17 protein-coding genes and 1 pseudogene are annotated in these 24,773 nt (G+C 59.9%); 7 read left to right on the forward strand and 11 right to left on the reverse strand.

Annotated features, from left to right (window positions below):
* Position 1 precedes the first annotated feature (1 nt).
* On the reverse strand, positions 2-1,234 hold the full coding sequence (hemA, locus tag ACUTAF_RS05085; RefSeq protein WP_445578954.1) for a 5-aminolevulinate synthase: 1,233 nt from the start codon (positions 1,232-1,234) through the stop codon (positions 2-4).
* Positions 1,235-1,390: 156 nt separating this feature from the next.
* Between hemA and ACUTAF_RS05090 the strand changes: the two genes are divergently transcribed.
* On the forward strand, positions 1,391-2,245 hold the full coding sequence (locus ACUTAF_RS05090) for a helix-turn-helix transcriptional regulator (protein WP_445578955.1): 855 nt from the start codon (positions 1,391-1,393) through the stop codon (positions 2,243-2,245).
* 17 nt (positions 2,246-2,262) lie between these two features.
* On the opposite strand, the gene ACUTAF_RS05095 is transcribed toward ACUTAF_RS05090, so the two are convergent.
* The 4 genes from ACUTAF_RS05095 to parA form a co-directional block, all read right to left on the reverse strand.
* Positions 2,263-4,212: a DUF3363 domain-containing protein gene (locus ACUTAF_RS05095; protein WP_445578956.1), complete on the reverse strand. Its 1,950-nt coding sequence runs from the start codon at positions 4,210-4,212 to the stop codon at positions 2,263-2,265.
* Between the two features lie 350 nt (positions 4,213-4,562).
* Entirely contained in the window at positions 4,563-5,090 is a 528-nt protein-coding gene (locus ACUTAF_RS05100; RefSeq protein WP_445578957.1) for a S26 family signal peptidase, read from the reverse strand.
* Positions 5,087-5,329 (reverse strand): ribbon-helix-helix protein, encoded by a 243-nt coding sequence (locus ACUTAF_RS05105; RefSeq protein ID WP_445578958.1) that lies wholly within the window; start codon positions 5,327-5,329, stop codon positions 5,087-5,089. The genes ACUTAF_RS05100 and ACUTAF_RS05105 overlap by 4 nt, the downstream gene beginning before the upstream one ends.
* A complete protein-coding gene (gene parA / locus ACUTAF_RS05110) occupies positions 5,326-5,964 on the reverse strand; it encodes a ParA family partition ATPase (protein WP_444669797.1) in 639 nt (212 codons plus the stop codon). Before parA ends, ACUTAF_RS05105 begins: the two co-directional genes overlap by 4 nt.
* A gap of 161 nt (positions 5,965-6,125) precedes the next feature.
* Between parA and ACUTAF_RS05115 the strand changes: the two genes are divergently transcribed.
* Positions 6,126-7,685 carry an IS1182 family transposase gene (locus ACUTAF_RS05115; RefSeq protein ID WP_445578477.1) on the forward strand — a complete coding sequence of 520 codons (1,560 nt, stop codon included), beginning with the start codon at positions 6,126-6,128 and terminating at the stop codon, positions 7,683-7,685.
* Between the two features lie 314 nt (positions 7,686-7,999).
* Here ACUTAF_RS05115 and ACUTAF_RS05120 read toward each other — a convergent pair whose 3' ends face one another.
* The 3 genes from ACUTAF_RS05120 to ACUTAF_RS05130 form a co-directional block, all read right to left on the reverse strand.
* Complete coding sequence (locus ACUTAF_RS05120; RefSeq protein WP_445578959.1) at positions 8,000-8,827, reverse strand: replication initiator protein A; 828 nt, start codon at positions 8,825-8,827, stop codon at positions 8,000-8,002.
* An 11-nt stretch (positions 8,828-8,838) separates the two neighbouring features.
* On the reverse strand, positions 8,839-9,210 hold the full coding sequence (locus ACUTAF_RS05125; RefSeq protein ID WP_445578960.1) for a helix-turn-helix transcriptional regulator: 372 nt from the start codon (positions 9,208-9,210) through the stop codon (positions 8,839-8,841).
* A gap of 506 nt (positions 9,211-9,716) precedes the next feature.
* On the reverse strand, positions 9,717-10,229 hold the full coding sequence (locus ACUTAF_RS05130; protein ID WP_445578961.1) for an antirestriction protein ArdA: 513 nt from the start codon (positions 10,227-10,229) through the stop codon (positions 9,717-9,719).
* A 732-nt stretch (positions 10,230-10,961) separates the two neighbouring features.
* Between ACUTAF_RS05130 and ACUTAF_RS05135 the strand changes: the two genes are divergently transcribed.
* From ACUTAF_RS05135 to ACUTAF_RS05150, 4 genes are all read left to right on the forward strand, one after another.
* Positions 10,962-11,606, forward strand: coding sequence for a hypothetical protein (locus tag ACUTAF_RS05135; RefSeq protein WP_445578962.1), 645 nt, complete (start codon positions 10,962-10,964; stop codon positions 11,604-11,606).
* Positions 11,607-11,840: 234 nt separating this feature from the next.
* Positions 11,841-13,526: a hypothetical protein gene (locus tag ACUTAF_RS05140; protein WP_445578963.1), complete on the forward strand. Its 1,686-nt coding sequence runs from the start codon at positions 11,841-11,843 to the stop codon at positions 13,524-13,526.
* Positions 13,527-13,656: 130 nt separating this feature from the next.
* Positions 13,657-17,466: a hypothetical protein gene (locus ACUTAF_RS05145; RefSeq protein WP_445578964.1), complete on the forward strand. Its 3,810-nt coding sequence runs from the start codon at positions 13,657-13,659 to the stop codon at positions 17,464-17,466.
* Positions 17,467-17,701: 235 nt separating this feature from the next.
* Complete coding sequence (locus ACUTAF_RS05150) at positions 17,702-18,550, forward strand: hypothetical protein (protein WP_445578965.1); 849 nt, start codon at positions 17,702-17,704, stop codon at positions 18,548-18,550.
* A gap of 342 nt (positions 18,551-18,892) precedes the next feature.
* Here the strand turns inward: ACUTAF_RS05150 and ACUTAF_RS05155 are convergent.
* Positions 18,893-19,512 (reverse strand): annotated as a pseudogene (locus ACUTAF_RS05155) (tyrosine-type recombinase/integrase).
* Between the two features lie 368 nt (positions 19,513-19,880).
* Between ACUTAF_RS05155 and ACUTAF_RS05160 the strand changes: the two are divergent.
* Positions 19,881-20,402 carry a hypothetical protein gene (locus ACUTAF_RS05160; RefSeq protein WP_445578966.1) on the forward strand — a complete coding sequence of 174 codons (522 nt, stop codon included), beginning with the start codon at positions 19,881-19,883 and terminating at the stop codon, positions 20,400-20,402.
* Positions 20,403-20,650: 248 nt separating this feature from the next.
* On the opposite strand, the gene ACUTAF_RS05165 is transcribed toward ACUTAF_RS05160, so the two are convergent.
* Both ACUTAF_RS05165 and ACUTAF_RS05170 read right to left on the reverse strand, forming a co-directional pair.
* Positions 20,651-21,801, reverse strand: a protein-coding gene (locus tag ACUTAF_RS05165; protein ID WP_445578967.1) for an IS3 family transposase whose coding sequence is annotated in 2 segments (ribosomal slippage) — positions 20,651-21,558 and positions 21,558-21,801 — 1,152 coding nt in all. Because the reading frame shifts where the segments join, the coding sequence is not laid out codon by codon here.
* A gap of 488 nt (positions 21,802-22,289) precedes the next feature.
* Positions 22,290-24,653 carry a TonB-dependent receptor gene (locus ACUTAF_RS05170; protein WP_445582404.1) on the reverse strand — a complete coding sequence of 788 codons (2,364 nt, stop codon included), beginning with the start codon at positions 24,651-24,653 and terminating at the stop codon, positions 22,290-22,292.
* Positions 24,654-24,773 lie beyond the last annotated feature (120 nt).

The following is a 24,773-nucleotide window of genomic DNA, read 5'->3' on the forward strand; positions in this document are numbered from 1 at the left end:
CTCAGGCAACCTCCGCAGCGAACGCCCGGGAGGCCAGCGGAATGCTGAAATGCTCGAAGGTCTCGCGCAGCGACAGCGCCAGGTGCTCGATCTGTGCATCGCTGTGGTTCGGCGTGGCGTTGACGCGGAAGCGCTCGGTGCCCACCGGTACCGAGGGGTAGTTGATCGGCTGCAGGTACACGCCATGGGTATGCAGCAGGCGTTCGGCCGCCGCTTTGCAGCGCTTGGCCTCGCCCACCAGCACCGGCAGCACGTGGGTCTGCGAGCAGGGCATCACCGGTACGTCATAGTGCTTGAGCTGCTCGCGCAGCTTGGCGGTCTGGCTGTGCAGGCGATCGCGCTCGTTACTGCTGGCCTTGAGGTGCTCGACGCTGGCCAGGCAGCCGGCGGTGATCGCCGGGGGCAGCGAGGTGGTGAAGATGAAACCCACGGCGAAGGAGCGCACGGCATCGACGATCACCTGGGTCGAGGCGATATAGCCACCGATCACGCCGATGGCCTTGGCCATGGTGCCCTGGATGATGTCCACCTGATCGGCCACGCCCCGCTCGGCGGCGATACCGGCGCCGCGCGGGCCGTACATGCCCACGGCGTGCACTTCGTCGAGGTAGGTGAGGGCGTTGTAGCGCTTGGCGACCGCGACGATCTCGGCGATAGGGGCAATATCGCCGTCCATCGAGTAGACCGACTCGAACACCACGATCTTCGGCTGGCCCTGCGGGTAGCTGGCGAGGATCTGCTCCAAATGCTCAACGTCGTTATGACGGAAGATCTTGCGCTCGTTGGGTGTCGAGCGGATGCCGTTGACGATGGACGCGTGGTTTAGCTCGTCGCTGATCACCACGCAGTCGGGGATGCGCCGCAGCAGGCACTGGAGGGTGGCATCGTTGGAGCCGAAGCCGGTGGGGAAGACCAGCGCCGCTTCCTTGTCGTGCCAGTCGGCCAGGCTCGCTTCCAGGCTAGTGTACACCTCATGCGAGCCGCCGATATTGCGCGATCCGCCGGAGCCCGCTCCGTAGGCCTCCAACGCATCGTGCATCTGCTCGCGCACGGCGGGGTGCTGCGACATGCCGAGGTAGTCGTTGCTGCACCAGACCACCACCGGTTCCTGCTCGCGACCATCCAGCTTGGCCAGTGGGTACTGGCCGCAGATGCGGCTGAGGGTGGTGAAGGTGCGGTACTGGTTGGAGGACTTCAATGTCTCCAGCTGTTCTCGAAGAAGCGCTTGGTACATCCGTTTATCTCCTTAGCAAATGGGTGACACATCTCTGCTGACTTCCTCATCTAGCAAGAGCCCTGGCGCGGGCATTTGCGGCCAGGTCGGGGTATTCTTCTCGGGATTTATAGGGGTTACAATTTGACTGTTTATCCTAGTACTGGAGGTAACCGGATGAGCGCGCCCCGCACAGCCGAACGCACTCGGGTAGAGCTGGCCGAATTCCTGCGTAGTCGCCGCGAACGCATTTCGCCGGAGGAGGTGGGCTTGCCCGCCGGTAGTCGACGGCGCACGCCTGGGCTGCGCCGCGAGGAGGTCGCGGCACTGGCCGGGGTGGGTTTGTCCTGGTACACCTGGCTGGAACAAGGACGGGACATCAGCGTGTCCGCGACCTTTCTCGACAACCTCTCGCGTACGCTCAAACTGGATGCCACCGAGCGTCGTCACCTGTTCCTGCTCGCTCACCAGCGCCTGCCGCCCGAGCCAGGGAAGACCTGGTGCACGGTGCCTGCGCTGATTCACCGCTTGATGGCCGACCTGCCGTCACGTCCGGCCTACGTGCTCAACCTGCGCTGGGACGTGCTGGCCTGGAATGCGGCGGCAGACCGGGTGTTCGGCTTCTCCGCGCTGCCGGCGGACCGCCGCAACCTGCTGTGGATGCTGTTCACCAGCCCGGCCATGTACGCGCTGTTCGATCCCTGGGAGGAGCAGGCGCTGCAGATCCTCTCCAGCTTCCGCCGCGACTTCGTGCGGGCGACCCAGGATCCGGATATCGCCGCGCTGGTGAGGGACTTGGAGAAGGCCTCGCCGGACTTCAGGGACTGGTGGCGACAGCAGGACATCCATGGCGCCTGCCAGGGGATCCGCCATCTGCAGATCGAGGCGGTCGGCCAGGTGGTGTTCGAACACACCACGCTGACCATCGACGAGGATCGCCATCTGCGCCTGGTCTACTACGCCGCCAAGGAGGGCATGCCGCAGAGCCGCAACTTCGAGCAGTGGCTGCAGCAGGAGCCGGCGCTGGTATAAGCCCCAGCGCTGGTTGCTCAGCCAATCGACGGCCCGCGCTGGCGACCCAGTTGCCAGGAGGCGCCGTTGCCCTGGATCACCGCCGACACGCTCTGCCCGAGCCTCTGCTCGATCACCGGCTTCCACGGTACCAGGCTGAAGCCGATGCCATCGTCGAGCAGGGCATAGCGGCCGCTGGCCAGTTGCACGCTGCGCCGGTAGACCCCGCGGACGTGCTTGCCCTCGGCCGCCGGGCGGTACTGCAGGCCTGTCTGCGCCGAGAGTTCGCGCGCCGCCGCGGTCAGCTCCCGCCCGCGCAGGGTGGCCAGCAGGTTGCGTGCGAGCACCATACGTTGGCCCTGGCGTTCGGCCAGGCCCTGTTCCACCAGGAAGTCGGCACGCTGCCGCAACGCTTCGCGCACCTCCTTGCCGAAGCCTTGGTCGACCACTTCGCGGTTGCCGCCGATCAGCTGTTGGTCCAGCCAGGTCGCGCCGACGGCGCGCACCTGCTGCTCGAGGGGCAGCGGCGTGCGCAGCTCGACGGCAACGTCGCCCAGGCGGCGGGCATCATGCTGTCGACCTTGCTCGGGCAGATCGGCCGGCACCCGCCAGACGTCCTCGGCCAGCCGCTCGACGATACCGGCCCGGCGCAGCGCTTCCAGGCGGCGCACATGACGCTCGACCAGTGCCTCGGGATCATGCCCGCCGCTCGACTGCGAGCGTGCCAGGGCCAGGTGGTGATCGGTGCGATAAAGGCCGTCCGCAGCCAGTGAAGCAATCGAGCGATCCACCGCGCGCGGCTCGCTCAGACTGCGTGTTTCCACCAGGCCGCCGATGGGGTAGTCGGCCAGCTCCGCACGGGCAGGCAGGGCTAGGTAGTGGGCCTTGCCGTCGAGTCCGTCGACCACCAAATAGCCACGGTCGTTTAGCTCATCGGCCAGCCCCTTGGCCGCGATCCGGCCGACCACCCCGGGAGTGCCCTTGCCTGGCTCGAAGAGCGCCAGCTCGCGCTGCAGGCCACCCATGGCCCGCTGCATCGTGCGCACTATATCGCCGCGCGCGCCCATGGCGCGCAAGGTGGCCTCGGCGCGGTTGTGCACCCTCCAGTATCCGGGTCGAACCTCATGGGCCAGGCCCAGCTGTTGCAGATGCTGCAGGCGACCGATCAGCAACTGCCGCTGGGGATGGTAGGCGAGGGCTTTCAGGCGCAGCTCGCCCGCCCGATGTGCACGCTCCAGGGTACGATCCAGATGGGTCCAGCGCTCCTGCTGCACCTCGCGCTGCAGGCTCTGCTGGATCTCCAGTTCGGTACGCGGGCCGAGCCATTCTGTGGCCAACTCCGATGCACGGTTGCGCATGCCCTCGGCGATATAGTCGCGGGCGATCACCAGGTCCTTGCCGGTGTCGTCCTTGCCGCGCAGGACGATATGGGTGTGCGGGTTGTCGGTGTTCCAGTGGTCGACCGCCACCCAGTCGAGGCGGGTACCGAGGTCGGCCTCCATCCGGTCCATCAGGTGGCGGGTGTAGGTGCGCAGGTCGTCGAGCTGCACGGCATCCTCGGGTGAGACGATGAAGCGAAACTGGTGGCGATCGTCCCGACCGCGCTCCTCGAACGCGTTGAGGTCGGCCTGGTCGGTCAGGGGGCCGTAGGCCTTGCCTGGATCGCCCTCGCGACTGACGCCGTCGCGCTCGATGTAGCGCAGGTGGCTGAGCGTCGAGCGCTTGCCGGCCTGGCGCAGGTTCATCAGGCGCGTCTTGATGGTGACGCGGCGGTGATTGGACTGAAGTTGCTGGGCACTGAAGCGAGCGGCAACATGCCCGCGGCCGAGGCGGGCGCCGGGCTGGTGGCCGGCCTTGCGCGGCTTGCCGGTACCGGCTTTGTTGGCCTGGCGCAGCACCTGGTTAACGAAGGGTTGCCCGCGTTGCTGCGGCTTGCCCGGCTGCGGGCGAAAGCGCAACTCGTCGTCCGGACGGCTTCCTTTGCTCATATCTAAGACTCCTCCAAGTTGATCGCAGTACGGCGTATCAGGCACGCTTCCAGGCCGTTGCCACTGTGGGGCGAACACGATCTCGGCACCTGGCGATCCCGGCGCTGTGTCGCCGCCAACCCCCGTGCAGACTGCTTTCCGGGCCAGCGAAGTGCCGCCCCCTTTTATCTTGCCCTCCGCTTTTTCCGTGCCTTTGCGCTGCTGAGTTGGGTAATCAGGAGAGGCGGGGCGGCGACTTCCACAGCCCCTGGTCGGCAGGCGAGGGCAGAAGTACCTGCAGCCAGGCGGCGCGCGGCTGGACGCACTGAGCGCACGCAGTCGGCAGGCGGATCGACACGGAGACGGCCTGTTCATCGACGCGACTCCAGCCACAGGGGCTGCGCCCGGCCGATTACCGCGTCGGCAGACACCGGGCCGAAGTAGCGGCTGTCGAACGACGCCGGGTTGCTGCTGCTGAGCAGGAACAGCTCGTCGCCAAGCAGGCGCCGGCAGGCCTGCCAGGTCGGTAGCGCGCGCCCCTGTCGATCCCACCTCAAGCGCCTGGCAACAAGTTCACCATCGATGCGCACCTGGCTGCCTTGCACGCACACCCGCTGCGGCGCCATCGCCGCCACGGTCTTCAGCAACGGCACGTTCGCCGGCAGGTAGTCGCGCCGCGCCGCCAGCGACCTCACCTCCGGCGGCAGATGAACCAGCACCAGATCGCCCGGCGCCAGCGAGTTGGCCGGCGAAATGCGGTACCAGCCGACGGGCACGCTGTCGGACGCGTTGTAGACCAGCCGCGGCGGCGACGTTGTGAGCGCCGCCCACCCCAAGGCGACCAGACTGCCGGCGAGCAGCGCCAGTGGCCACCGTACGCCGCGAGCACCCAAGGTCATGACGCGCTCTCCGGAAACTGCCGCTCCAGCACCTCGCGCAGCATCTCCGCCATCGTCATGCCACGCTCGAAGGCCGCCAGCTTGATGCGCGTGCGCAGTGCCGGCGTCACGTCCAGCGTCAGCCGGGCGCTGTAGCGCTCGGCCTTGCCATGGTCGACGGCGGCGCCCTGGCGTATCCAGGCTTCGGCATGCGGATCGGCCAACGGGCGTGCACCGATCCCGATGCGCTTGCTGCTCATGGCGACCACCTCAGCAACTCGTCGACCAGACTACTGACTTCGCGCGCTGCGGCGCTATCCGGTGCCAGTTCACGCGCCAGGCGACCGGCTGCCACGCTCTCGGCGAAGACGATGCGCTGGCGAACCTCTGCCTGCAGCGCCGGTAGTGGTTGGTCGGCCAAGGCGCCGCGCGCTTCGCGGCCGATCACCGTGGTGCTGACTCGGCGATTGATGGCAAATGCCGCGCGCAGCATCGGCCTGAACACCTGCGCTTCGCGGATCAGGTTGACCATCTCTGCGCTGGCCCACAGGTCGTAGGGGCTGGGCTGCACCGGTATCAACACGCGATCTGCTGCCAGCAACGCTGAGCGGGCGAGTGCGGCGATGCGCGGTGGCCCGTCGATGATCACATGATCGGCACGACGAGCCAGCTCCGGGGCTTCCTGGTGCAGCGTCTCGCGCGCCAGGCCGACGGCGCTAAACAGCCTGGGCAAGCCCTGCTGGCTGCGCCGCTGCGTCCAGTCCAGTGCTGAGCCCTGCGGGTCGGCATCGAGCAGGATGACGTTCTGCCCGCGCAGGGCCAGTTCGCCGGCGATATGGGTGGCCAGGGTGGTCTTGCCCACTCCACCTTTCTGGTTGAGCAGGGCGACGATCATGGCCGGTCCCCCCCGGCCAAATCTCCCCAATCAACAGCTGTCCACACACAGGCGCTGCCCCAATAACAAGTTAGAGCTTTTAAGTTGAGGCTGTAAAAAAACGTCGTCCACGGCCGTTCTCCAACGGTAAATTCAACAGGTCGATGCAACCGGGATTGCCCATGCCGCGCTACAAACCCCAAGAACGCAATGGCCTGTTTCTGCCGGTGGTGCTGTCCGAGCAGATCGTGCCAGGCAGCTTCGTTTTCGCCCTGGACTACCTGGTCGATCACGAATTGGATCTGAGTGAGTTGGATGCGCGGTTTCGCAATGGCGAAGTCGGCGCGAGTGCCTACGATCCGCGAGTGATGCTCAAGATTGTGCTGTTCGCCTACAGTCAGGGGCTGCTGTCCAGCCGCGCCATTGAACGTGCCTGCCTGCACAATGTGCAGTTCATCGCCTTGAGCGGATACAGCCAACCTAGCCATGCGCACATCGCCAAGTTCGTCAGCCAGTTGGGAGAACAGGTCAAGGCGCTGTTCGCCCAGGTACTGGTTACCTGCGATGCACAAGGCCTGATTGGTGGCGAGTTGTTTGCCATCGACGGCGTAAAGCTGCCGAGCAACGCCAGCAAGGAGTGCAGTGGCACGCACGAGGAGCTGCGCCAGCGCGCCATGCGGCTGGAGCGCGCTGCCGAACGGATCGTGTCGATGCACCAAGGGCAAGATCGTACCGGCGGTGACGGCAGCAACCTCGACGAACGTCGCCAGAAGCGCGTGGAGGCACTGCGGCGCGAGGTGGTCCGCACGCGCGAGTTTCTGAGCAAGGCACCAAAGCGCCTCAACAACCAGGGCCAGGAAATCAAGACCAATGTGACCGACCCGGACAGCGGCAAGATGGCCACCGGCAAGGGCGTGATCCAAGGCTACGCCGCACAGGCCGCCGTCGATGGCCAGCACCAGATTATTGTGGCCGCCGATGTTGTGGGTTCGGTGGCAGAGCACGGCATGCTGCTGCCGATGGTGGAGCAGGCCGAGGCTTATCGGCAAGATCACACGCTGATACTCGCCGATGCGGGCTACCACACCAAGGACAACGTCGAGCAATTGGAGGCGCGTGGCATTCCTGCGCTGATTGCCGACAAGCAGATGCGTAAGCGCGACGAGCGTTTGGTCAATCAGGATCGCTTCAAGCCCAAGGGCGACGTGCTCCACGACAAGACACCGAAGGCACGCAAGCCTACTGGCAAAGAGCGCTTCCGACCGCGTGATTTCGAGTTTCTCGATGATGGTACCTGTCTCTGCCCGGCGGGTAAGACCCTGGTGAGCAACGGCAGTACTTACTTGGTGGACAAGGGGTTGCACCGCCGGGACTACAAGGCGAGCCCCGATGACTGTGGGCCTTGTGAGCTGCGCGCCAAATGCTTGCGCTATCCGGATCGGACGTCTGCGCGCAGCGTCTACCTGTTCGGTGGGCGCAGTCCCGACTGGGTTGAGCCCAAGGAGGTCGTCGAACGTGACGATGCGATCACGCGCATGCGTACAGCCATCGACTCGCCAGAGGGTCGTAGGCGCTATGGATGTCGCATCGGCACGGTTGAGCCGGTGTTCGGCAATCTGCGGCACAACAAGCGGCTGGCACGCTTCAATCTGCGTGGACGTAGCAAGGTCAACACGCAGTGGCACCTGTACTGCATGGTGCACAACATCGAGAAGTTGGCAGGCAGCGGATGGCGTGCATGAGGGGCTGCAGCAGCTCCATTGCATACGCATCGTGCCCAAGTTGGGGCCGGTGTTCGCGACGGCAGCCAATTGAGACTCAAGTGGTGCGTTCGTAGCACGTGCGCTGTGAATCCACAGGAATGGCGCCTTTAAAGTTAGTTTTTTTACAACCTCGTTAGTTAAGTTAAGGGAGGCTGGAAGCCCCGCCAGCCGTGGCCTGCAGCGGAGTTCGTGCGCCTGATAGCACGAGGGGGATGCGCCTGATAGCACGTGCCGGCGTGCGCCTGATAGCACGACTGCATTCACAGCTTTTCCCGAAGTTATCCCCGTGCCGTCTACGGCACGCGCCGGAAGGCCAGCAGCTCGGTCGATGGGGGCAGGTGAACAACCTCCAGGTGATACCCCGGTAGTGGCTGCCGGGCGACCAGCGCACGCAGGTCGACGGCGAAGTCCGAGTAGCGCGCCGAGCTGCCCGACTTGCGGTACAGGTGGCGAAAGTCGAACTGCCAGCCGTCCTCCTGCTTGCCGCCGTGCTTGCGCACCAGGCGGTACAGCCAGCGCTCGATGCCGCCAGTGAGGCGGAAGTAGGCCGGGTCGATGGTCAGCACCAGGGCCTGATCCAGCACCCCGCTGTAGAACCAGTCCGGCAGGATCAGCTCGATGCCCAGTGGCCGGCCATCCGCCGCGGCCAGCTCCTTCCACTCGTTGATCCAGGAGAAACGATGCAGGCGCCGGCCGGTGGTCTCGCGGATCGAGGTCGCCACGCTGGTCGACTGCAGCCGATCCAGGGCGGCCTTCAGTCGCTGGTAGTCGCGCAGCGAGGTACCGCGGCCGATGAAGCGCAGGATCTGGTAGGGCGTTGCACGCATCAGCCGCGAAGTGGGAATGCCCGCATCGCGCGCCTCGACGATCTGGCTGGCCGCCCAGATCAGGATGTCGGCATCCCAGATCGTGGCGATGCCATGCTCCAGCGTGCCCTCCACACGGACCGTCACCTCGCCCGAGCGAAAGTCGATCGGCACGGTGCGCCGCGACTTGGCCAGCGAGAAGAACGGATGCGCCATCAGGTCCTGGGCATCGCGCGGCGCCATGTCGCCTGGCAGCGCGCGGAACAGATCCAGCTGCCCACTCTGCGCAGGCGAGTCCTGAGGGTTGCGGCTCATGGACAAGGGCTTCACTGCTCATCACGCTGCGCTCCCGGGTGGCGGCCGAGGTATTCGGGATCGAAGGTGGTCTCGAAGCTGCGCTCAGCGGCCCAGGCTTCGAGATCGGTGAGCGCATACATCACCCGCCGGCCGAACTTGTGAAAGCGCGGCCCGCCGCCGATCACCCGCTGCTTCTCCAGCGTGCGCGGCGACAGTCGCAGGAAGGCCGCGGCTTCGTTGTTGGTGAGGTAGCGAGGGGCAGGGCAGGCCTGTGGCGCTTGCGCCTCAATGGCGCCCTCCACGGGCCGCATGGCATGCGCCGTCGGCCCGGCCTTGCGATGCAGTGGCGAGTCGAGATTGATGCGACGCGGCTGGCGGGAAAGATCGAGTGAGTGCGACATGGTGTGTCCTCCGTTGACGTGGGAGGTGCACCATGCGGCAGCCGTCGCGCTCGATCATGCCGGGTTGGGTCTGGGCGAATGCGCAGGCAGGAGGGGCGAGGATTAATACCGGGACGGTCTGGACACTGACCGGGTACGCCTATCTACGCGCGTCACCGGCCACGGCACCCAAACACGCAAAGCCCTATACGCGGAGCCCTACGGATTTGCGGATCTGCGGCTTTCCACAAAACCGGAAAACCGCATCGGCGGATTTCCGTAAATCCGTAAAAACGTAAATCCGCTTCCCCACCAATCCTTAAATCCGTGGATACGGATCGACGGATTTGGGCAAAACCGTAAGACCGTAACGGTCTCAATCAACTGGCAGCACAACGCATTTGCTCCAGGCTGGTCGCCGGGTGCGCGCCCCCGTGCATCAGCCTTCCGGGTGGGGCGCGCGGGTGGCCGGCAGGACAGGGGCGCAAAAAACAAGGCACCGGGTCGCCCCGGTGCCTTTCGCTGGTTTAGCGATTCCAGAACACATGCACCTGCTCGAAACCGGTCTCCAGGGTGAATACATCGCCGCTGTATTCCATCTCACGAGCCATGGCGCGGTAGTCGATGTACATGGCCAGGTGCGGCGGAATGCTGCTGGTTTCCTCGGTCAGTTCCTGGGCGTAGTCGGCCAGCGAGCTGTAGCAGCCGCAGTAATCTTCCTCGGCCGCCTTGCGCGCCTGTTCCAGGTCGTCGAAGTGAGCGAGCAGGGCGCCGCCGAACTCGGGGTATTCCTCGATGAAACACGCAATCTCGTGGGCGCTTTCGAGGCCCTCGTACTCGCCGAGGCGGTAGCCGTCGAAGCCCTCGAAATCGTGGATGGCGTACTCCTCCGCACCCTCGACCGGCGAGGCCGCCAGCATGGCGTCGACCTGTACCTGGATGTCATCCAGCTCCAGGGTGGCATCGATCCAGACGCCATGCAGATGACCGGCGTTGTAGGCCGCCAGGTCGGCAACGTAGATCCTGATATCTTCGCTCATGGCTTTCGCTCCTTCGTCTTCAGGGTTCTGCGCTTGCGCTGCGCATGAACCCCTGCCGACTAGGGCGACTAAGGCGGTCGTGAAAAAATCAGGAAAAATCGCGGAGGCTCCACCCAGCGCAGCGGCCGGGGGGAAACCGTCTATTTTTCTTGATTTTGAGGGGGCAAGAACCCCTGCTTTGGAAAGGGGAGAACGTCACCGCGGGTGGTGACAGCAACGTGCTTCGTCAGTTAGCAACTGGCCGGAACCGGCCAAAAGCGGCCAGAAGCGGAGTGATCTGGATCAAGCTGAGTGGGCCTTATTCATAGTCCTGAAGATCTCCAGGAAGGTAGGGTCAATTCAAAAGGACGCGACGCGGTCAGTTGCCACAATCCTCCCAAGTACGATGATCCTGGCTCCCGAGCAGTTCGCCGTCTGGCTGTCGCGCCAGGCCAGCAGTGGGCAAGTACACGGCGCGATTGTGCTGAGTCGGGAGGACTTCGCCGCCCCCGCTAACCACTGACGTCGGCAACAACAGCAACGACAATCCGGAAATACTCGACCCGTCGAAGTGGTACTGGCCGGGTAACAGTCAGGCTCCCCTCGTCCCGTCCTCCGCTTGCTCGCAGACCTGCCCAATTGGGGGATGATTGTCCAAAATCTATGGAAAGAGATGTCGCCAGTGGATAGGCTGACGAACAACATGGCCGATGCTCTAGAGCAGGCCAATATGGCGCAGGAATAAAGATCAGAATGAGCAACTACATTACGACCCCTAAGACCATAACCTCCGAGATTCGTAAGCTCTGCGAAAAAGTATTGCCAGGATCTACTCCGGAGTATGTGGAAGTCATACCAGCACCGAAAGCTCTTCCAAGCGAGTGCTTCCCTAATGTGGAGCAGCATATCGAGAAGCACGGCGGCAAATCGATAATAGGCTGGCAGGTTTGGGAATGGCCTGGAGTATTTGCTGAGGCCGAATTCCATGCAGTCTGGCAGCGGCCGGATGAAATTCTTGTGGATATCACTCCAAAGATAAGCGGGGAATCTTCGATTCTCTTTATCCCTGATCGTACTCGTCAATACACTGGAAGCCGAGTCCCTAATATCAAGCATCCAATAGCTAAAGGCGAGATTGTCCGAGACTACATAAAGTTATTAGATATTGGCTTTGACGTTGTTGAGCATTATTCAGTGCGCGGCAATACAGCGTTGACCCACTATGGGCGCATGCTTGAAGACTCCCTCGATCTTGTCAAAGAAATGCTCCTCAAAGGTAGGACAACGAAAGGGAAGTGCGTATGTGGTGGACATCTTCCATACGGGGACTGCCACCGCTTTGACGTGAAGGACGCAATCGCTGCCCTGACTAAGCTGGCGGTCGACCTAAAACAATGACCGCCTAATGCCAGTCTCTCCTCTCAATCGGGGTTCCATGGCAGAATTAAGCGGCTCTAGCCCTAAACGAGTCTGACTATCCGGAATGGGTTGGTTTCTGCCATTCATGACCGGTCGCAGTCGACCCATGGCAGCTGGTTGGCGGCATGCATAGCCGTAAGACGGTTTTGCTCGACAGTTCCGCGCCAGAGGGCGTACGTTCAGTTCTACATTTGAGCATGAGAATTCGCACCTATGTCCAACGAACAGCTAGAGGAGAAAAAGGCTTACGAAGAGAGGCTCCAGCGTCGACTACAGATTCTCAAGAAGCAACTCGACGCTGGAAAGGTCCACATAGCCGAAGGGCTTCAGGTCATTGAAAGTTTGAAGCTCGTCAAGTATGCACCGGACGGCACGATTGACCTCTCGACAGCTGATGGACTGGTTAGATCGATGGCACTCGCGGTCGAGGCGATGCACGATCGCGAGAAAATGAAGGAGACCGCATCTCTCGCCGAGATACAATCCGAGTACTTCAACTTCCTGAGCCAGAACTTTGGTCAGTTCTTCAAGGTCATGGTTGAGCGAGGCTTAACACCGCACGAGGCCGGTATTGCGCTGTCTAGGGCTCCTGGCGCTGTTGCGGAGTTGAACCGCAATCTCGCCGACTTTCTGGCTACGATCGAAGGCTACTGGAGTGAAGCCGGGCCAACCGCAATCGCCCATGTGGAAGACATGCACGACGCACTGAAGGGCGTCTTTGGGGGCGACCTATTTCCGTCGCATGATGAGAACATTGCTTCTAAGTGCTCGCTCTACACAGATACTCTCGTATTGCCTGACCCATTTCTGCGGACGAAGCACATGTTTGAACGACTCGGGGCTGAGAGGAAGGCCTACTATCTGATCAAGCACGCGCTCAATCTTTTGCAGTACCGCGATCTCGCGTGTGCTGACGTCACCCCTCCGATAGTCGTCGTCCTACCTGACACATCAGCGCTCGAAGACGAAGAAAAGCAGTTCTACTATCAACTTGGTCAAGAGGATGCCCTTGTTCACGGCTCCCGCGTGTTTGGTAGGCGATTCGAGACCTTTGAAGAAATGTTGGAATTCTGCCAAAAACTCGACACCATCGAACGCGCTGCTGCCGAGGTTCGTGACCCGCATCGAGTCCTATTCGATTCCGAGTGGGGCGGCTCCTTGCCTGAACAGCTTCAGCGTGCCGCGAAGACCGAGGCCTACTCCGGCATTCTTGGCACTGATAATCCGGGCGTCATCCTTGCTTCTCAAGCACTTGGTCGTATGAGCACTAGTAACGAGCTCTTGATCAAGGCTCGCCGCTTGCGGGGTACTCCAATCATTGATGCACCGACATCATGGCAGTACTTCGTGTGGAAGCTTGAGTATGACTCCGCCCTGGCTGGGGAGGTAGACGGACTGCGAGATATCCATACAGTGCGAGGGCTGCAGACCCTTGCCACAAACGAAATGCGATGGTTGGGGCGAGTGCCCCCCGATGCCCTTATTGAAGTGCGCAAATCTGGTGCCCTTGACGAAGTTCGCTCGATCCTTTCCAGGGGAGTAGAAGAACTGGCGACGGCCAATCCAACAAACTTCCATAGAACAAGCGACCTTGTTTTCGACAACATCCATGCTGCGTTTGCTGAACACCAGAAGAACGTAGATACATTAGCAGCTAAAAAATGGAAGTTTGCGGGTAGCGACATCGGGTCATGGATTGTTGTCGGATCCTTGGCTGCAACTGCTGCTGCTACTGGCACCCCCGTCTGGGGACTTGCAGCCCTTGCTGCCGATCAATTGCTAAAGGCCCCCAAGCTGCGTGAAATACCAAAGTCAATCAAAGACCTCGTGCAAGAAACCCAGCAACTCAAGCGATCTCCCGTTGGATTACTTTTCAAGTACAGCAATGGCGCGGGTTGACGCTTATCCATATCCGAGCAGGCTGTCGCAACCACAGGCGTAAATTACACATCTGAATCTGGACGATCTCCTAGGGACACGGACTGCACGGTGATCTCGTCAAGCCAGATCGGGTATCAGGAGAAGGGAATTGAAAAAGAAAAAGCGCAAGAGGTCAGCTCGCACACCGGCTAAAAAGCCACACCTGTCAACTGAAATGCAGCGTGTTATGGATGAACGACGGAAGATGTTTGACCAAGCCTTCCAAGTATCCTGCAGCCGGGTGCGTGAGGTTCTCACCCGCTTCCATCCAGGTGACGCGCTCACAGCCGTCAACATCTTGGATCTCTGGCAACCGAATCGTGCTAGCCAGGTGAAGCACCAACTTGCCTTCAGCCTGTTGGTGTCCACACCGGTTGATAGCTTCGCACCTGCCCGTATGACCACTTACGAGGAATTCTCAGATTTCTGCAGCGCACTAATCGAGGCCTTGCCAGATTTCTTCATGCTAGAGGATTACGTGCCGGAGTTGGACTGGGGCGAGGTGAAGATTCTTCTCGGGCAAGAGCCGGTTGCCATTCTGCATGGCGGCCCCGTACAACGCGTCGTTGATCATATTGAAGCATTTCGCATCTGCCACGCGGATGGCACCCAGGCCGCGGCCGATCTGGAGACTGCAATCCGACTGCAGGGCGAACTTCTTCGTTTAGTTCCTAACAATGGCGGAGATCAAGACGAAACAACTCCTGGGCATGTCGAGGTGCCACCCGCGCCTTTTTGGGAGGTCATCTCGCTGGCATTAAAACAGTTGCCTGGGCTTGAGAAGCTTCGAGATCCCTACGTCGCAGAGCTGGGGCACCCTGCCTCTTGGCATGATGCAAGTAGCTTCAGCGAAGCGGTGATGACAGGCAAAGCAGTGCCTTGGCTTGCGGCTAGGACCCATGGAGTGGTCTTTGCCGTTTCGCTACGAAACACAGTGACGGTTGTAATCGACTCCTGGGCCAAATCTGCGCAGAACGCCCCAGCCCGAGTTGCTACGCGCTTGAGCAGCTACGTGGCAAAGCGAATCCAGAGTCATTCCTGCCTGACCGGGCCACTGCTACTACGCTCGAGCAGTGAACGTGCGCCGTTTCCCATTGCCGCCGCCCTCTTCGACGGTTCACACAACTTCTTGGTAGTTCCCGTACCACCCGGCCAACTAGCCTTGGCCGGCAAGGCTGTGACCGTTATGCGCCGTATCATGCGAAACAAGGACTGGGGTCTCCAGCTCGCAGGCACCTCCGAGGGGTTCCAGCTCCGGGATGCCAGCGGCGAGGTCCCCGGGCCCCAAGCGGTGCATATCCTATTGGTGAATACTTCTGTTTCTACTGAGTTTTCTATGGCCAAGCAGCCGAGCCCTGACGCTCGCCTGATGCCCTTGGTAGATGCATGCACGATTTTTGATTCGATTGTATCGGTGGAAGAGCTGGCACGGTTCTGGACGTACGTGGATGGCCTAGGAGAATTTGGTGGCGGCGCGTTCAGCGATTTGGGCGATCTGTTCGGGTCATTCCGAGACGTCCATGCGCAGATCATTGAAGGAGCGTTGACCCCTAACTTTCTGAGCTTGGATCCCCACTGGGGAGCGTCTTGGCGCTACAGGCAACTCAAAGATTGCTGGAAGCATGCGCCGCTCATCTTTCCGGACGAAGACAGTGTTTGGGAGACACATGAACGCAAGGGCATAAGTTCTCTGACACGAGTCATTGCCAAAAATGCTCCCAAACTCGCATGGTCGTCGGTGATCGGGACAACTACCCTGCACTTTATCCTCGATGTTGAGGCAGTCGGTTTGGTGCCGCAAGATGGTTCGTTACTTGAACTCTTTGTGCACTGTGCTGCGGATAGCATCGCCGAGCGAGCATCGATTATCGCACCGTTCCTACAGCTCCCCTTACGTCGGATAAATCTGCATTGCTTCAGTGCGGACCACCTACTGGCCTCTGCTGGGGAAGAACAGACTCGGCGGGCAGCGAGCATGCCTCTCATCCCGGGTTGGGCAGATATGCCGAACCCGGACGCTTACAGTTACCAAGCCCGAGTCACCGTCAATTTGGCGAAACTGGCGCGGGATCTGGAAGATGCTGAAGACGCGCGTTTTGAAGCTAACTGTGCATTGGCGATCGTCGAGCATCTGTTCTCAGTACTGGGGGGCGCAATGCCGCCCGAATTGCACCAAGCCCTGGCGGACACAGGCGCTCGCCGACCACGCTTTACCCTCAACCACATGCAGCGCACAGTGGACGTACCGGACTTCACACGATCGCAGGTGCCGAGAGCTGAGGATTACAAAGTGGCCCGACGCGATCTAGCCATCCAGCTTAAAGCGCAAGGCGTGGCCCCCGGTATATACGAGCTTGATGTCGCCAAGGCGCTGATCAACCCGGCCCGTGCGGCATACCGAGACGCGGTGCACCAGCGCATTCGCGCATTAGATCGCGAAAGCCTGCTGCGCTATTGCGTTGAGCAACACGACGCTTTGATCGCTTCGTATGACCGCGACGAACTGAGAATCACGCAAAGTCTTCGCCATGAGGTTGATTTCGACCGAGAGGAAACACTAGCCGAGGCTCACGAAAAGTTTGTCCGTGAGAGTAGAAACTACCGATACCTGCTTGAGAGTGCATTGGTTTTGACCTCGTGCCAAAAATCGCCGGTACAAGCTGAAGCGGTCCTTTCTATTCTGGCTATGGTCGACTGGCTCTTTGTTCTATATGGCGCCAGCGATGTACTACACCACGGTATTGATGTGGGCGGCCTTCGGGTTGACGACCAGTACGTTCCGGAGGTCTTTTACTCAGAAGTGCGTAATTCGCAGGAGGACTTGTATGGGCGAGAGATGGCTGCCCTGCGGTTGGGCATCAACGTGGCGGAGGAAGACAAGGTCACGACGGAGCTTTCAGTACAAGCATATATTGAGCTCTTAGACACCGCGTTCTTGAAAGACCTACGGTTCTCTTACTCACATATGTTGCAGGTACTTTCCACACTCATCCAGTGGGTATCGGCCGGCGGCGAACAAGAGCTCGCCTGCAGCTATGTCTCCACCCGGCAAGTTATGGCAGAGCGGATAGTGAACGCTTACCCAGAAATGCCTATAGACGCTGCACTAGAGGTAATAGAGTTTCTCCTGCTTGAGCCCGACCAGGCCTGGCGCTTGCTAGGCAGAGATGTCACTGAAAACGATGTCCCCGTCTGGGAGCACTCCAAGCGAGGCAGTCGCCAAACAGTTCGACCGCTCATTGAGTTATCGGACGGTCGATTGCTATGGGGGGCAGCAGCAGTGGAAAGGGCTAGACGTATCTGGACTGGATCAATTTCAGCGGGTTATCTGCCTGCTGACTACCCCTGGCCAGCAGTAAATGCCGCCGTAGCTCAGCTTAAGAGGGAGTTGGAAGATGGACTGGAGGACCGCGCATACCAAGTGTGCTCCCGCGTCATCCCCTATGCCATTAAAGGCATAGACTTCAACCGCCGCTTTCCAGAACAGCAATTTCCGGACGTGGGTGATTTCGATGTACTGGCTTACCTGCCGGAGGAGAACCAGTGGCTGACCGCTGAGTGTAAATACAATCAGCCCGCCTTTTGCCTGAAGGACACACGTCGACTTCGGGATCGGATTTTCGGGCGGGGAAGTGATTCCGGCCAGTTGGGAAAAGTCGAAAGGAGGCGCAACTTCCTAGCTCAGAATACAAACACTTTGCGAAACTTGCTTGGGTGGCCAGAACCCGCGGAGAAACCGCTCTTAATAACGGAGCTTTACGTGTCGAAGGACATGCACTTTTGGTTACGGTTCCCCCCGTATGAGGTACCAACGTACTTTGTGCAGATTGACACCTTAGACGCCTGGCTACGATCTGCCGACTCACCATTTTTTATCAGTGATGCTAATGCAGAGCACCTTGGAGCCAGCCCTGTGTAACTAGCAGCTTTTGCCGGGACTAATGGCTGGTCTGTCCTCTGCGGAAATTTCGCTGAACACATGTCCGCTTTTGGTAGACAGCGGCCATGCCAGACCCCACACGACCAGCGAACGTGTTGAATCTTCACTCACCATCGGTATCCGATGGTGGCCGAATAGGCACTTACACCCCGTTATACTGGAGTGGTATATGCCACCTTAATGGCACGAACCTTTTCACATAGGAGTGGATTTCATGTTCAATCTATTGGTTATGGCGGGAGGCTGGAACGGCCGCCGAGATGATGTCCCTCTTGGACGCATTTACGTCGGGCAGGAGCCAGACTGGAAAACTGGTGACCTGCCAAATTTTGATCGGATGCGAACACTCCCAGCAATCTTTGCTCCAGAGAAACGCGGCGATGGCGATGGCCAGTTCGCCCGGGTGGGCGAGATTACGAATACTCGGGTGCAAGGGGGAAGTGTCGTTGTCGAGTACCGATATGACCCCGATATCCCACCCATTCCTCTAAATGATCTGATTGCACTTGCCCCCGCGCTTGGAATTCACATTCCACAAAGAGGCTTCGGCCCATTCGAGCATAGCCACTGGGCAATAAAGGACGCCGACCTATTCCGAGTGTTAATGGCAGAGTGGAGTAAGCCAGTTCGCCAACCAACCGTTTTCCAACTAGAAATACCACAGCACGTGAATCCCGACCTTTTGTCTGCGATGATGCCCTTTGCTGGATTCGACACAGTATGGGGGGCTATTCAGCGCGCGTCGATAGCGAACGGAATGCATAGCGGCAGAGCAGACAATCGCTGGGATCATCCAGCGATTATCCAAGATGTTGTTGCCCTCATCGATCAGGCTGCAATTGTTGTATGCGATTGCACGGGGAAGAACGCGAATGTTTTCTACGAGATGGGCATCGCCCATGCCTTAGGCAAAGAGGTGGTAATAATCACTCAGAACCCAGCGGATATCCCTTTCGATATCGCCCACCTTCGACACATCCGCTATTTAGGCAACGATCAAGGAGTACAGCAGTTAGAAGCTGAGCTCACTGCCAGAATCAGGACGTTGAGAGAGACAATTTAATCCTTGCAACAGCTGATCTAGGCGCGCCGTGAAGCTCTGACTCAGCAGCTCCAGCCTCACGCCCTGATCAGGATATTCCGCACGCTACAGGCCGGATCGTCCTACTAATCCGCCTGTGAAGGGCGTCCGCTCCTGGCCCAGGCTGTGTAAAAACCCTCGCTGAAGTTCGCGGTTGGCGTTGCTACGCGAAATCTTTGAAATTTGACCGGGTTGGGATGTTCAGAGTTCGTTAGGAAACGCAGAAATTGATCATCAAATGATCAGTGCTCAGCGCTCAAGACGTTTTTACACAGCCTCGTCCGGATAGCGACGGTTTCAGGCGCAACCGTCGCTGTCGGGTGGTTACACCTCCGTCTGCTCTGCCATCTCTAGGGCGTCGTCGACCTCAATCCCAAGATATCGGCCTGTGCTTTCCAGCTTCGTATGGCCAAGCAGAAGCTGGACTGCTCTCAGGTTCTTCGTCCGGCGGTAGATCAGCGATGTCTTGGTGCGCCGCAGCGTGTGAGTGCCGTACAGCGCTGGGTCCAAGCCAATGGAGGTCACCCAGGCTTTGACAATGCGTGCGTATTGCCGTGTGGAGAGATGTTCTGAGCAGTGCAGCCGGCTGGGAAACAAGAAGTCCTCACTTCTTAGGTGGGCCTGGTGCATCCAGGCCTCCAGAGCAGCGCGGCTTTGCTCGGTGATTTCAAATTGCACGGGGCGCTGGGTTTTCTGTTGCATCACGATGGCTCGTGGCGATACATGCTCCCCATGAGCTACATCCCGCACCCGCAGCTTGGTTAAGTCGCAGGCGGCAGCTTGCTGTCGACTGCCAGGTCGAAGAGGGCCAAATCTCGTACCCTATCCGCGAGCTGTAGTCTGATCCGGATGGCCCAGATATCCCTGAGTCGGAGCGGAGCTTTCTGCCCGACAAGCTTTCCCTTGTTCCAGGGCTGATGGTTATTGGTGGCTATGGCGTGCATGACATGTCCTCCTCGTTGCAGGAGGACCAGGGTGGATCAGTCTTGGTACATGGTCGCTATTCGACCCGGAGCGGTCATTCTGAGAAGACTGGTGGACAAGAACGCGTTGTCTTCCCGACGCTGCCGAATGTTCCGTGTAGGGTCGGACACCCGCGAAGCGGTTTTTCCACCGTGGACTATCCAGGTTACCTCGCTGCAACCGCTTTAGCTGGGGCTTCGCCCTGACCGGCATACGAGGGAGTGGGCGATCTGGAGCGGATCGGCACATGAGGAGCTAAAGTGTCAGATGTGAGCGACGCGATTCTGCATAAAGCCGTAGCCGCCCCTTTTGCGCCTGGTTTTCGTTGGTCGGCGAAGGAGAATGATCTGTGAGATCAGTAGGATTCATCATTGCCCTATCCATCTTCGCCACGAATGCCAGTACCACGGAATGGTTTGGCGAGTGGGCTACGGGTGAGACTGAGGCTGGTACCTACCTCTATGCAGCTACTGTTAACGATAGCGGCAATCTGCTCGGTCAGTATTGCTCCCCATCTGATGGAAAATGTATTTGGCTGCTCGGAATGGCCTCTGCTTGCAAGGAAGGCGATCACTATCCAATTCTTGCAAACTCAGATGTAGGGGCGAGGCATATCTACGTGTATTGTAGCGAGAGGCGAAATAACAACTTATATAATTATGTATTCACTGACTTTGACGCCATACAGGAAATCGTTACAAAAGGCATAATAGTTGGGTTTGCCGTACCGCTCCAGAGCGACAAGTTTCGAGTCATTCGGTTCGATCTTGCAGGCTCCAATCGTGCCATTCTTTCAATGCAGGCTGCGGTTGAAAAAGCGCAAAGAGCAGCACCCTCCAAAGATTCAGGCACTGAGGATTTTGAGTTGTAATGGCGTTACTGACCTGCCCACGACTGCTTTTGGCAGCTGCCGACCCAAAGCGACCGGTTGAATCAGGCAAAAATCGGCAAACTGGAGCCTGTCGCCTTGGTTCCGGAATTAATCTGTCTTCAGTCCTGAACCACTCAGTCCTCTTCCTGGTCACTACCGTATTGGTACTTTCGAAGCGCGATGCGCTGATCTGCGCGCTGCCGCTCCTGTTCAATCAGGTTGTGGAGGGCTGAATCGCCCCGGATTTCTTAGACACTTTCCAGGCTCAGTAAATGTCGCTTCTCAAACTCTACCGGTGACAGCTGGTTGTTGAAACCGTGTCGGCGTTTTGGGTTGTAAAACATCTCGATGTAGTCGAACACATCAGCGCGTGCGTCCTGCCTGGTGCTATAGATTTTTCGCCTGATCCGTTCCCGCTTCAGCAGCTGGAAAAAGCTTTCCGCTACTGCGTTGTCATGGCAATTGCCGCGCCGACTCATGCTGCCAAGCAAGTTGTTGGCTTTCAGGAAGCTCTGCCAGTCGCCGCTGCTGAACTGGCTCCCCTGATCTGAGTGAATCATCACTTCCTGCTTTGGCTTACGCCGCCAAACTGCCATCAGCAACGCATCAATAGCCAGGTCGCTGGTCATCTGCGGTTTCATTGACCAACCGATTACCTGCCGCGAGAACAGATCGAGCACCACCGCCAAATACAACCAGCCCTCATAGGTGCGGATGTAGGTGATGTCCGTAACCCAGACCTTGTTGGGTTCGGTGACATTGAATCGGCGCTCCAGATGATTCGGTGAAGCCGCTGGAGGCTTACCACCATAGCGGCCCGGTCGGCGACGATACCCTGTCTGTGAGCGCAGCCCTTCCAAGCGCATCAGTCGAGCAACACGATGCTTGCCGCATGCCTCTCCAAGCTCACGCAGGTCGTCGTGGATTTTGCGGTAGCCGTACACACCGCCGCTCTCTAGCCACGCGTGCTTGATCAGTCCAAGCAGGCGTTGATCATCCTTGGCTCGTGCCGACTTCGGTTCAGCCAGCCACGCATAGTAACCACTGGCATGTACTTTCAGCGTCAGGCACAGGCGGCGAACCGAATAGTCAGCGGATAGCTGGTTGATGAAGGCGTACTTCAGCCGCACTCCTTGGCAAAGTACGCGGCGGCCTTTTTTAGGATGTCTCGCTCTTCGGTCACGCGCTTGAGTTCGGCACGAAGACGACGCAGCTCAGCTTGCTGATCGTCCTCTTGCGCGCGCTGCTCTTGGGGCTTGCTGTAGCGTTTAACCCAGGCATACAGGCTGTGGGTCGACATACCCAAACGAGCAGCTACCTCAGCCACTGGCAGACCTCGTTCGGTCACCTGTTTGACTGCTTCGATTTTGAATTCTTCGGGATAACGCGGGTTGCTCATGGCACCTCCTAATAGGCCATATTATGAGGCTTGGAGGTGTCTACGAAACTAGGGGCGATTCAGTCTGGATGCTGGAAGGGAAGCCTGCGCAGCATGCTGGTGTCGATGATGAGGTGAAAGACATCCATGGTCGGCGAAGTCTGGTAGGGGGCTATAGTCGGTATTAGGTCGCCCCGCTTTCGATCGAGTCAAGAAGATAGGTCGTTATGCTTTTCCAGCAAGCGAGTCAGGAGGAGGCTCTGGAGGCCACAGGTGAAGCGATTGCCATTACTGGCAAGTACGACTACAGAATCGTTCCGTATTTGATAGATCCAACTTGGCGGCTGCTTTTGGCCGGTTTCTGCCTAATGCCACCGGCGCTACGGGTCGACTCCGGCATACCGCGATAGAGCACAACCGACCAGAGGTGGTCATTTCGAGTTGATGAACTAAGTTGGTTCACCAGTTTATTGATGTGGCGTTGGCGCACGTCCTTATGCGCCTGAGACCTACCACTGGTGGCTATAACCCAATGTCAGCGTGGTGCCGGGAGCTGGCAGATGGCTGGTGTTGCTGCTGCTGCGCATCAGTTGGCTGTACAGCGGGTAGTAGTCGCGGTTGAGCAGGTTCTCGATACCCAGGCTGACCTTGTCTTTTTCGCTCAGGCGGTAGTCGCTGATCAGGTCCACCGTGGTGTAGCTGTCTACTTCGCGGCGGCCGAAACTGGCCGCGCCATCCAGGCGGTAATCCTCGCTGCCGACGTAGGTGGTCTGCAGGCGGTTGCTCCAGGCCTCGCTCGGTTGGTACTGAAGGTAAGCAGTCAGTTTCAGCGGAGGCACGCGGAAGCCGGTCATGTCCCGCCAGTCGCCGTTGTCCGGTTTCTCGCGGCCTCTCATCCAGGTGAAGGTGCCGCCCACGCCCCAGACGTCATCCAGGCTCAGCCAGTTGGCGCTGCCTTCGACGCCGTAGATGCGCTCCTTGGTGCGGGTGAGGATCAGGCCGTTGTTGAAGCTTTGCACATCGCCCAGTTTTGAGGTGGTGTAGAACAGCGCCAGCGAGGCCCGGGTTTGTTCGCTGAGAGTGCCGCGCCAGCCTAGCTCGTAGTTGTCGGTCTTCACCGGCTCCAGATCGGAGGAGTCGATGTCGAAGCCATTACGCGCGTTGCGCACCTGAACGCCGATGTCCGGCAGCTGGAAGCCCTGGCTGAAGGCCGCATAGATCTCCTGGCTGGGAGCCGGGGCATACACCGCGCCGAGGTTATACAGCAGGTCGTCGTAACGGGTCGTGCCACCTTGCACGGTCGTCGGGCTGGCGTTGTGGACCTCGGAGAGCGGGACGAAGTCGCCGAACTTGGCGGTGGCGTACTCGTAACGCAGGCCGCCGTCGATGGACCACTGATCGTTGATGCGGTGCTGGAGTTGGGCAAAGGCGCCGCTGCTGAGGGTGGTCAGCTCCGGCATGTAGGTCATCTTGCCGATCTTCTGGAAGTCGGTGCCGCCACTGGCGTCGTAGATGGCCGGATCGAAGATGTCGAGCGGCATGTCGCTGCGCTCGTGGTTCAGATCGCCACCCCAGACCAGTTCCGTGCTCTCGCCCAGCGGTGTACGCAGTGTCAGGCGGCTGCCGAAGACTTCGCTGTTCTGCATTACTTGGTCAACGAAGCGACCACGGGTGGCCACACCACGGGCATCGAAGGGGGTGAAGCGGGTGAAGTAGTCGCGGTAGTAGAGCTGCGCCGACATGCGGCTGCCGAGCAGGTCTTCATGGCTGTATTCGAGGTTGGCCATGGTGTTCTTGATCTGGTTCTGCTCGTCCAGGCTGAGGCCTTTGAGCGCCTGCGCCGGTACCGTACCTGCGGGCAGTTTGGCCACAGACGGGTCGGAGGTGTAGTCGCTGTCCTGCTGGGCATCGTAGTGGCTGAGGGCGAGCTGGATGCGCTGGTTCTCATCGATACGCAGGCCGAGCTTGCCGCCGATATTGAAGGCGTTGGAGTCGAACATGTCGCCCTGGCTGGGCTCTGGCGCAATGCGCTGGCCGTCGGCGTCGAACGAGCTGCCGATATGCCGCGCGCCGAAGTCGAGAGCATAGTCGAACCGGTCCTGGGAGCCGGACAGGTGATGTTGCAGCTGTCCGCCGAGGCCATCGTTGTCGAGCTGGGTCAGCGAAGAGGTGCCGGTCAGCGTGGTTTCGGCGCGCATTTCACCGCCCGCAGGGCGTGTCGTGATGTTGACGATGCCACCCGTGGCGCCGGCGCCATAGATAGCGCTGCTGCCGTGGATCACCTCGACGCGCTCGATCAGCGCCGGATCGATGTTGGCCAGGTTACGCGAGGAGTCGCGGTTGGTGTTCAACGGCACTCCGTCGACCAGGACCAGCATGGTGCGGCCGCGCAGGGTCTGGCCGTAGTCGGTGATGGTGCGGCTGGAGTCCGCAATGCCGGAGATGCTCTTGGCCAGCACGGTAGCCAGGCTGCCGGAGGCCATGCGCAGCTTTTCCAACTGTTCGCGCTCGATGACATCGACCTGACGTACCTGCGGCACCAGATCGCTGGAAGTACGAGACGAAGTCACTTCCATGGGCGCCAGTTCGACGGCGGCCGCAGAGGTTTCCAACTCGCCTGCGGCCGCTGCGCGCGGCACCACGATAAAGGTGTGTTCGTCCTGTTGTTGCACGTCGAGGCCGCTGTCGTTGAGCAGGTGTTGCAGAGCTTCGCTGGTGGTCAGGCGGCCGCGCAGGGCTGGCGACTGCTTGCCGAGAGTGGCGTCGCTGGAAAACAGGATCTGGCTGTCGGACTGCACCGCCAGTGCGCTCAGGGATTGCTCGAGAGGCGCAGCAGGCAGATCGAAGTCGATTTCGCCAGCGGCCTGGGCCATCGATGACAGGCCGAGCAGCAGGCTGCTGGCCAACAGGGTAAGGCGCCGGGTCGGGTTTTTCACTTATAGGCTCCGGGAAAATATGAGGTGTTCCTGGAGATAGCCGCCACAGCAGCGAGT

Source organism: Pseudomonas sp. SP16.1 (assembly GCF_052682975.1).

Bases quoted from the DNA above. Each gene is read 5' to 3' on its own strand.
- ACUTAF_RS05100 (WP_445578957.1), bottom strand. From the start codon at position 5,090: ATGACCTTGGGTGCTCGCGGCGTACGGTGGCCACTGGCGCTGCTCGCC.
- ACUTAF_RS05115 (WP_445578477.1), top strand. From the start codon at position 6,126: ATGCCGCGCTACAAACCCCAAGAACGCAATGGCCTGTTTCTGCCGGTG.
- ACUTAF_RS05130 (WP_445578961.1), bottom strand. From the start codon at position 10,229: ATGAGCGAAGATATCAGGATCTACGTTGCCGACCTGGCGGCCTACAAC.
- parA (WP_444669797.1), bottom strand. From the start codon at position 5,964: ATGATCGTCGCCCTGCTCAACCAGAAAGGTGGAGTGGGCAAGACCACC.
- ACUTAF_RS05170 (WP_445582404.1), bottom strand. From the start codon at position 24,653: ATGGCCCAGGCCGCTGGCGAAATCGACTTCGATCTGCCTGCTGCGCCT.
- ACUTAF_RS05120 (WP_445578959.1), bottom strand. From the start codon at position 8,827: ATGAGCCGCAACCCTCAGGACTCGCCTGCGCAGAGTGGGCAGCTGGAT.
- ACUTAF_RS05140 (WP_445578963.1), top strand. From the start codon at position 11,841: ATGTCCAACGAACAGCTAGAGGAGAAAAAGGCTTACGAAGAGAGGCTC.
- ACUTAF_RS05090 (WP_445578955.1), top strand. From the start codon at position 1,391: ATGAGCGCGCCCCGCACAGCCGAACGCACTCGGGTAGAGCTGGCCGAA.
- hemA (WP_445578954.1), bottom strand. From the start codon at position 1,234: ATGTACCAAGCGCTTCTTCGAGAACAGCTGGAGACATTGAAGTCCTCC.
- ACUTAF_RS05135 (WP_445578962.1), top strand. From the start codon at position 10,962: ATGAGCAACTACATTACGACCCCTAAGACCATAACCTCCGAGATTCGT.
- ACUTAF_RS05095 (WP_445578956.1), bottom strand. From the start codon at position 4,212: ATGAGCAAAGGAAGCCGTCCGGACGACGAGTTGCGCTTTCGCCCGCAG.
- ACUTAF_RS05105 (WP_445578958.1), bottom strand. From the start codon at position 5,329: ATGAGCAGCAAGCGCATCGGGATCGGTGCACGCCCGTTGGCCGATCCG.
- ACUTAF_RS05150 (WP_445578965.1), top strand. From the start codon at position 17,702: ATGTTCAATCTATTGGTTATGGCGGGAGGCTGGAACGGCCGCCGAGAT.
- ACUTAF_RS05125 (WP_445578960.1), bottom strand. From the start codon at position 9,210: ATGTCGCACTCACTCGATCTTTCCCGCCAGCCGCGTCGCATCAATCTC.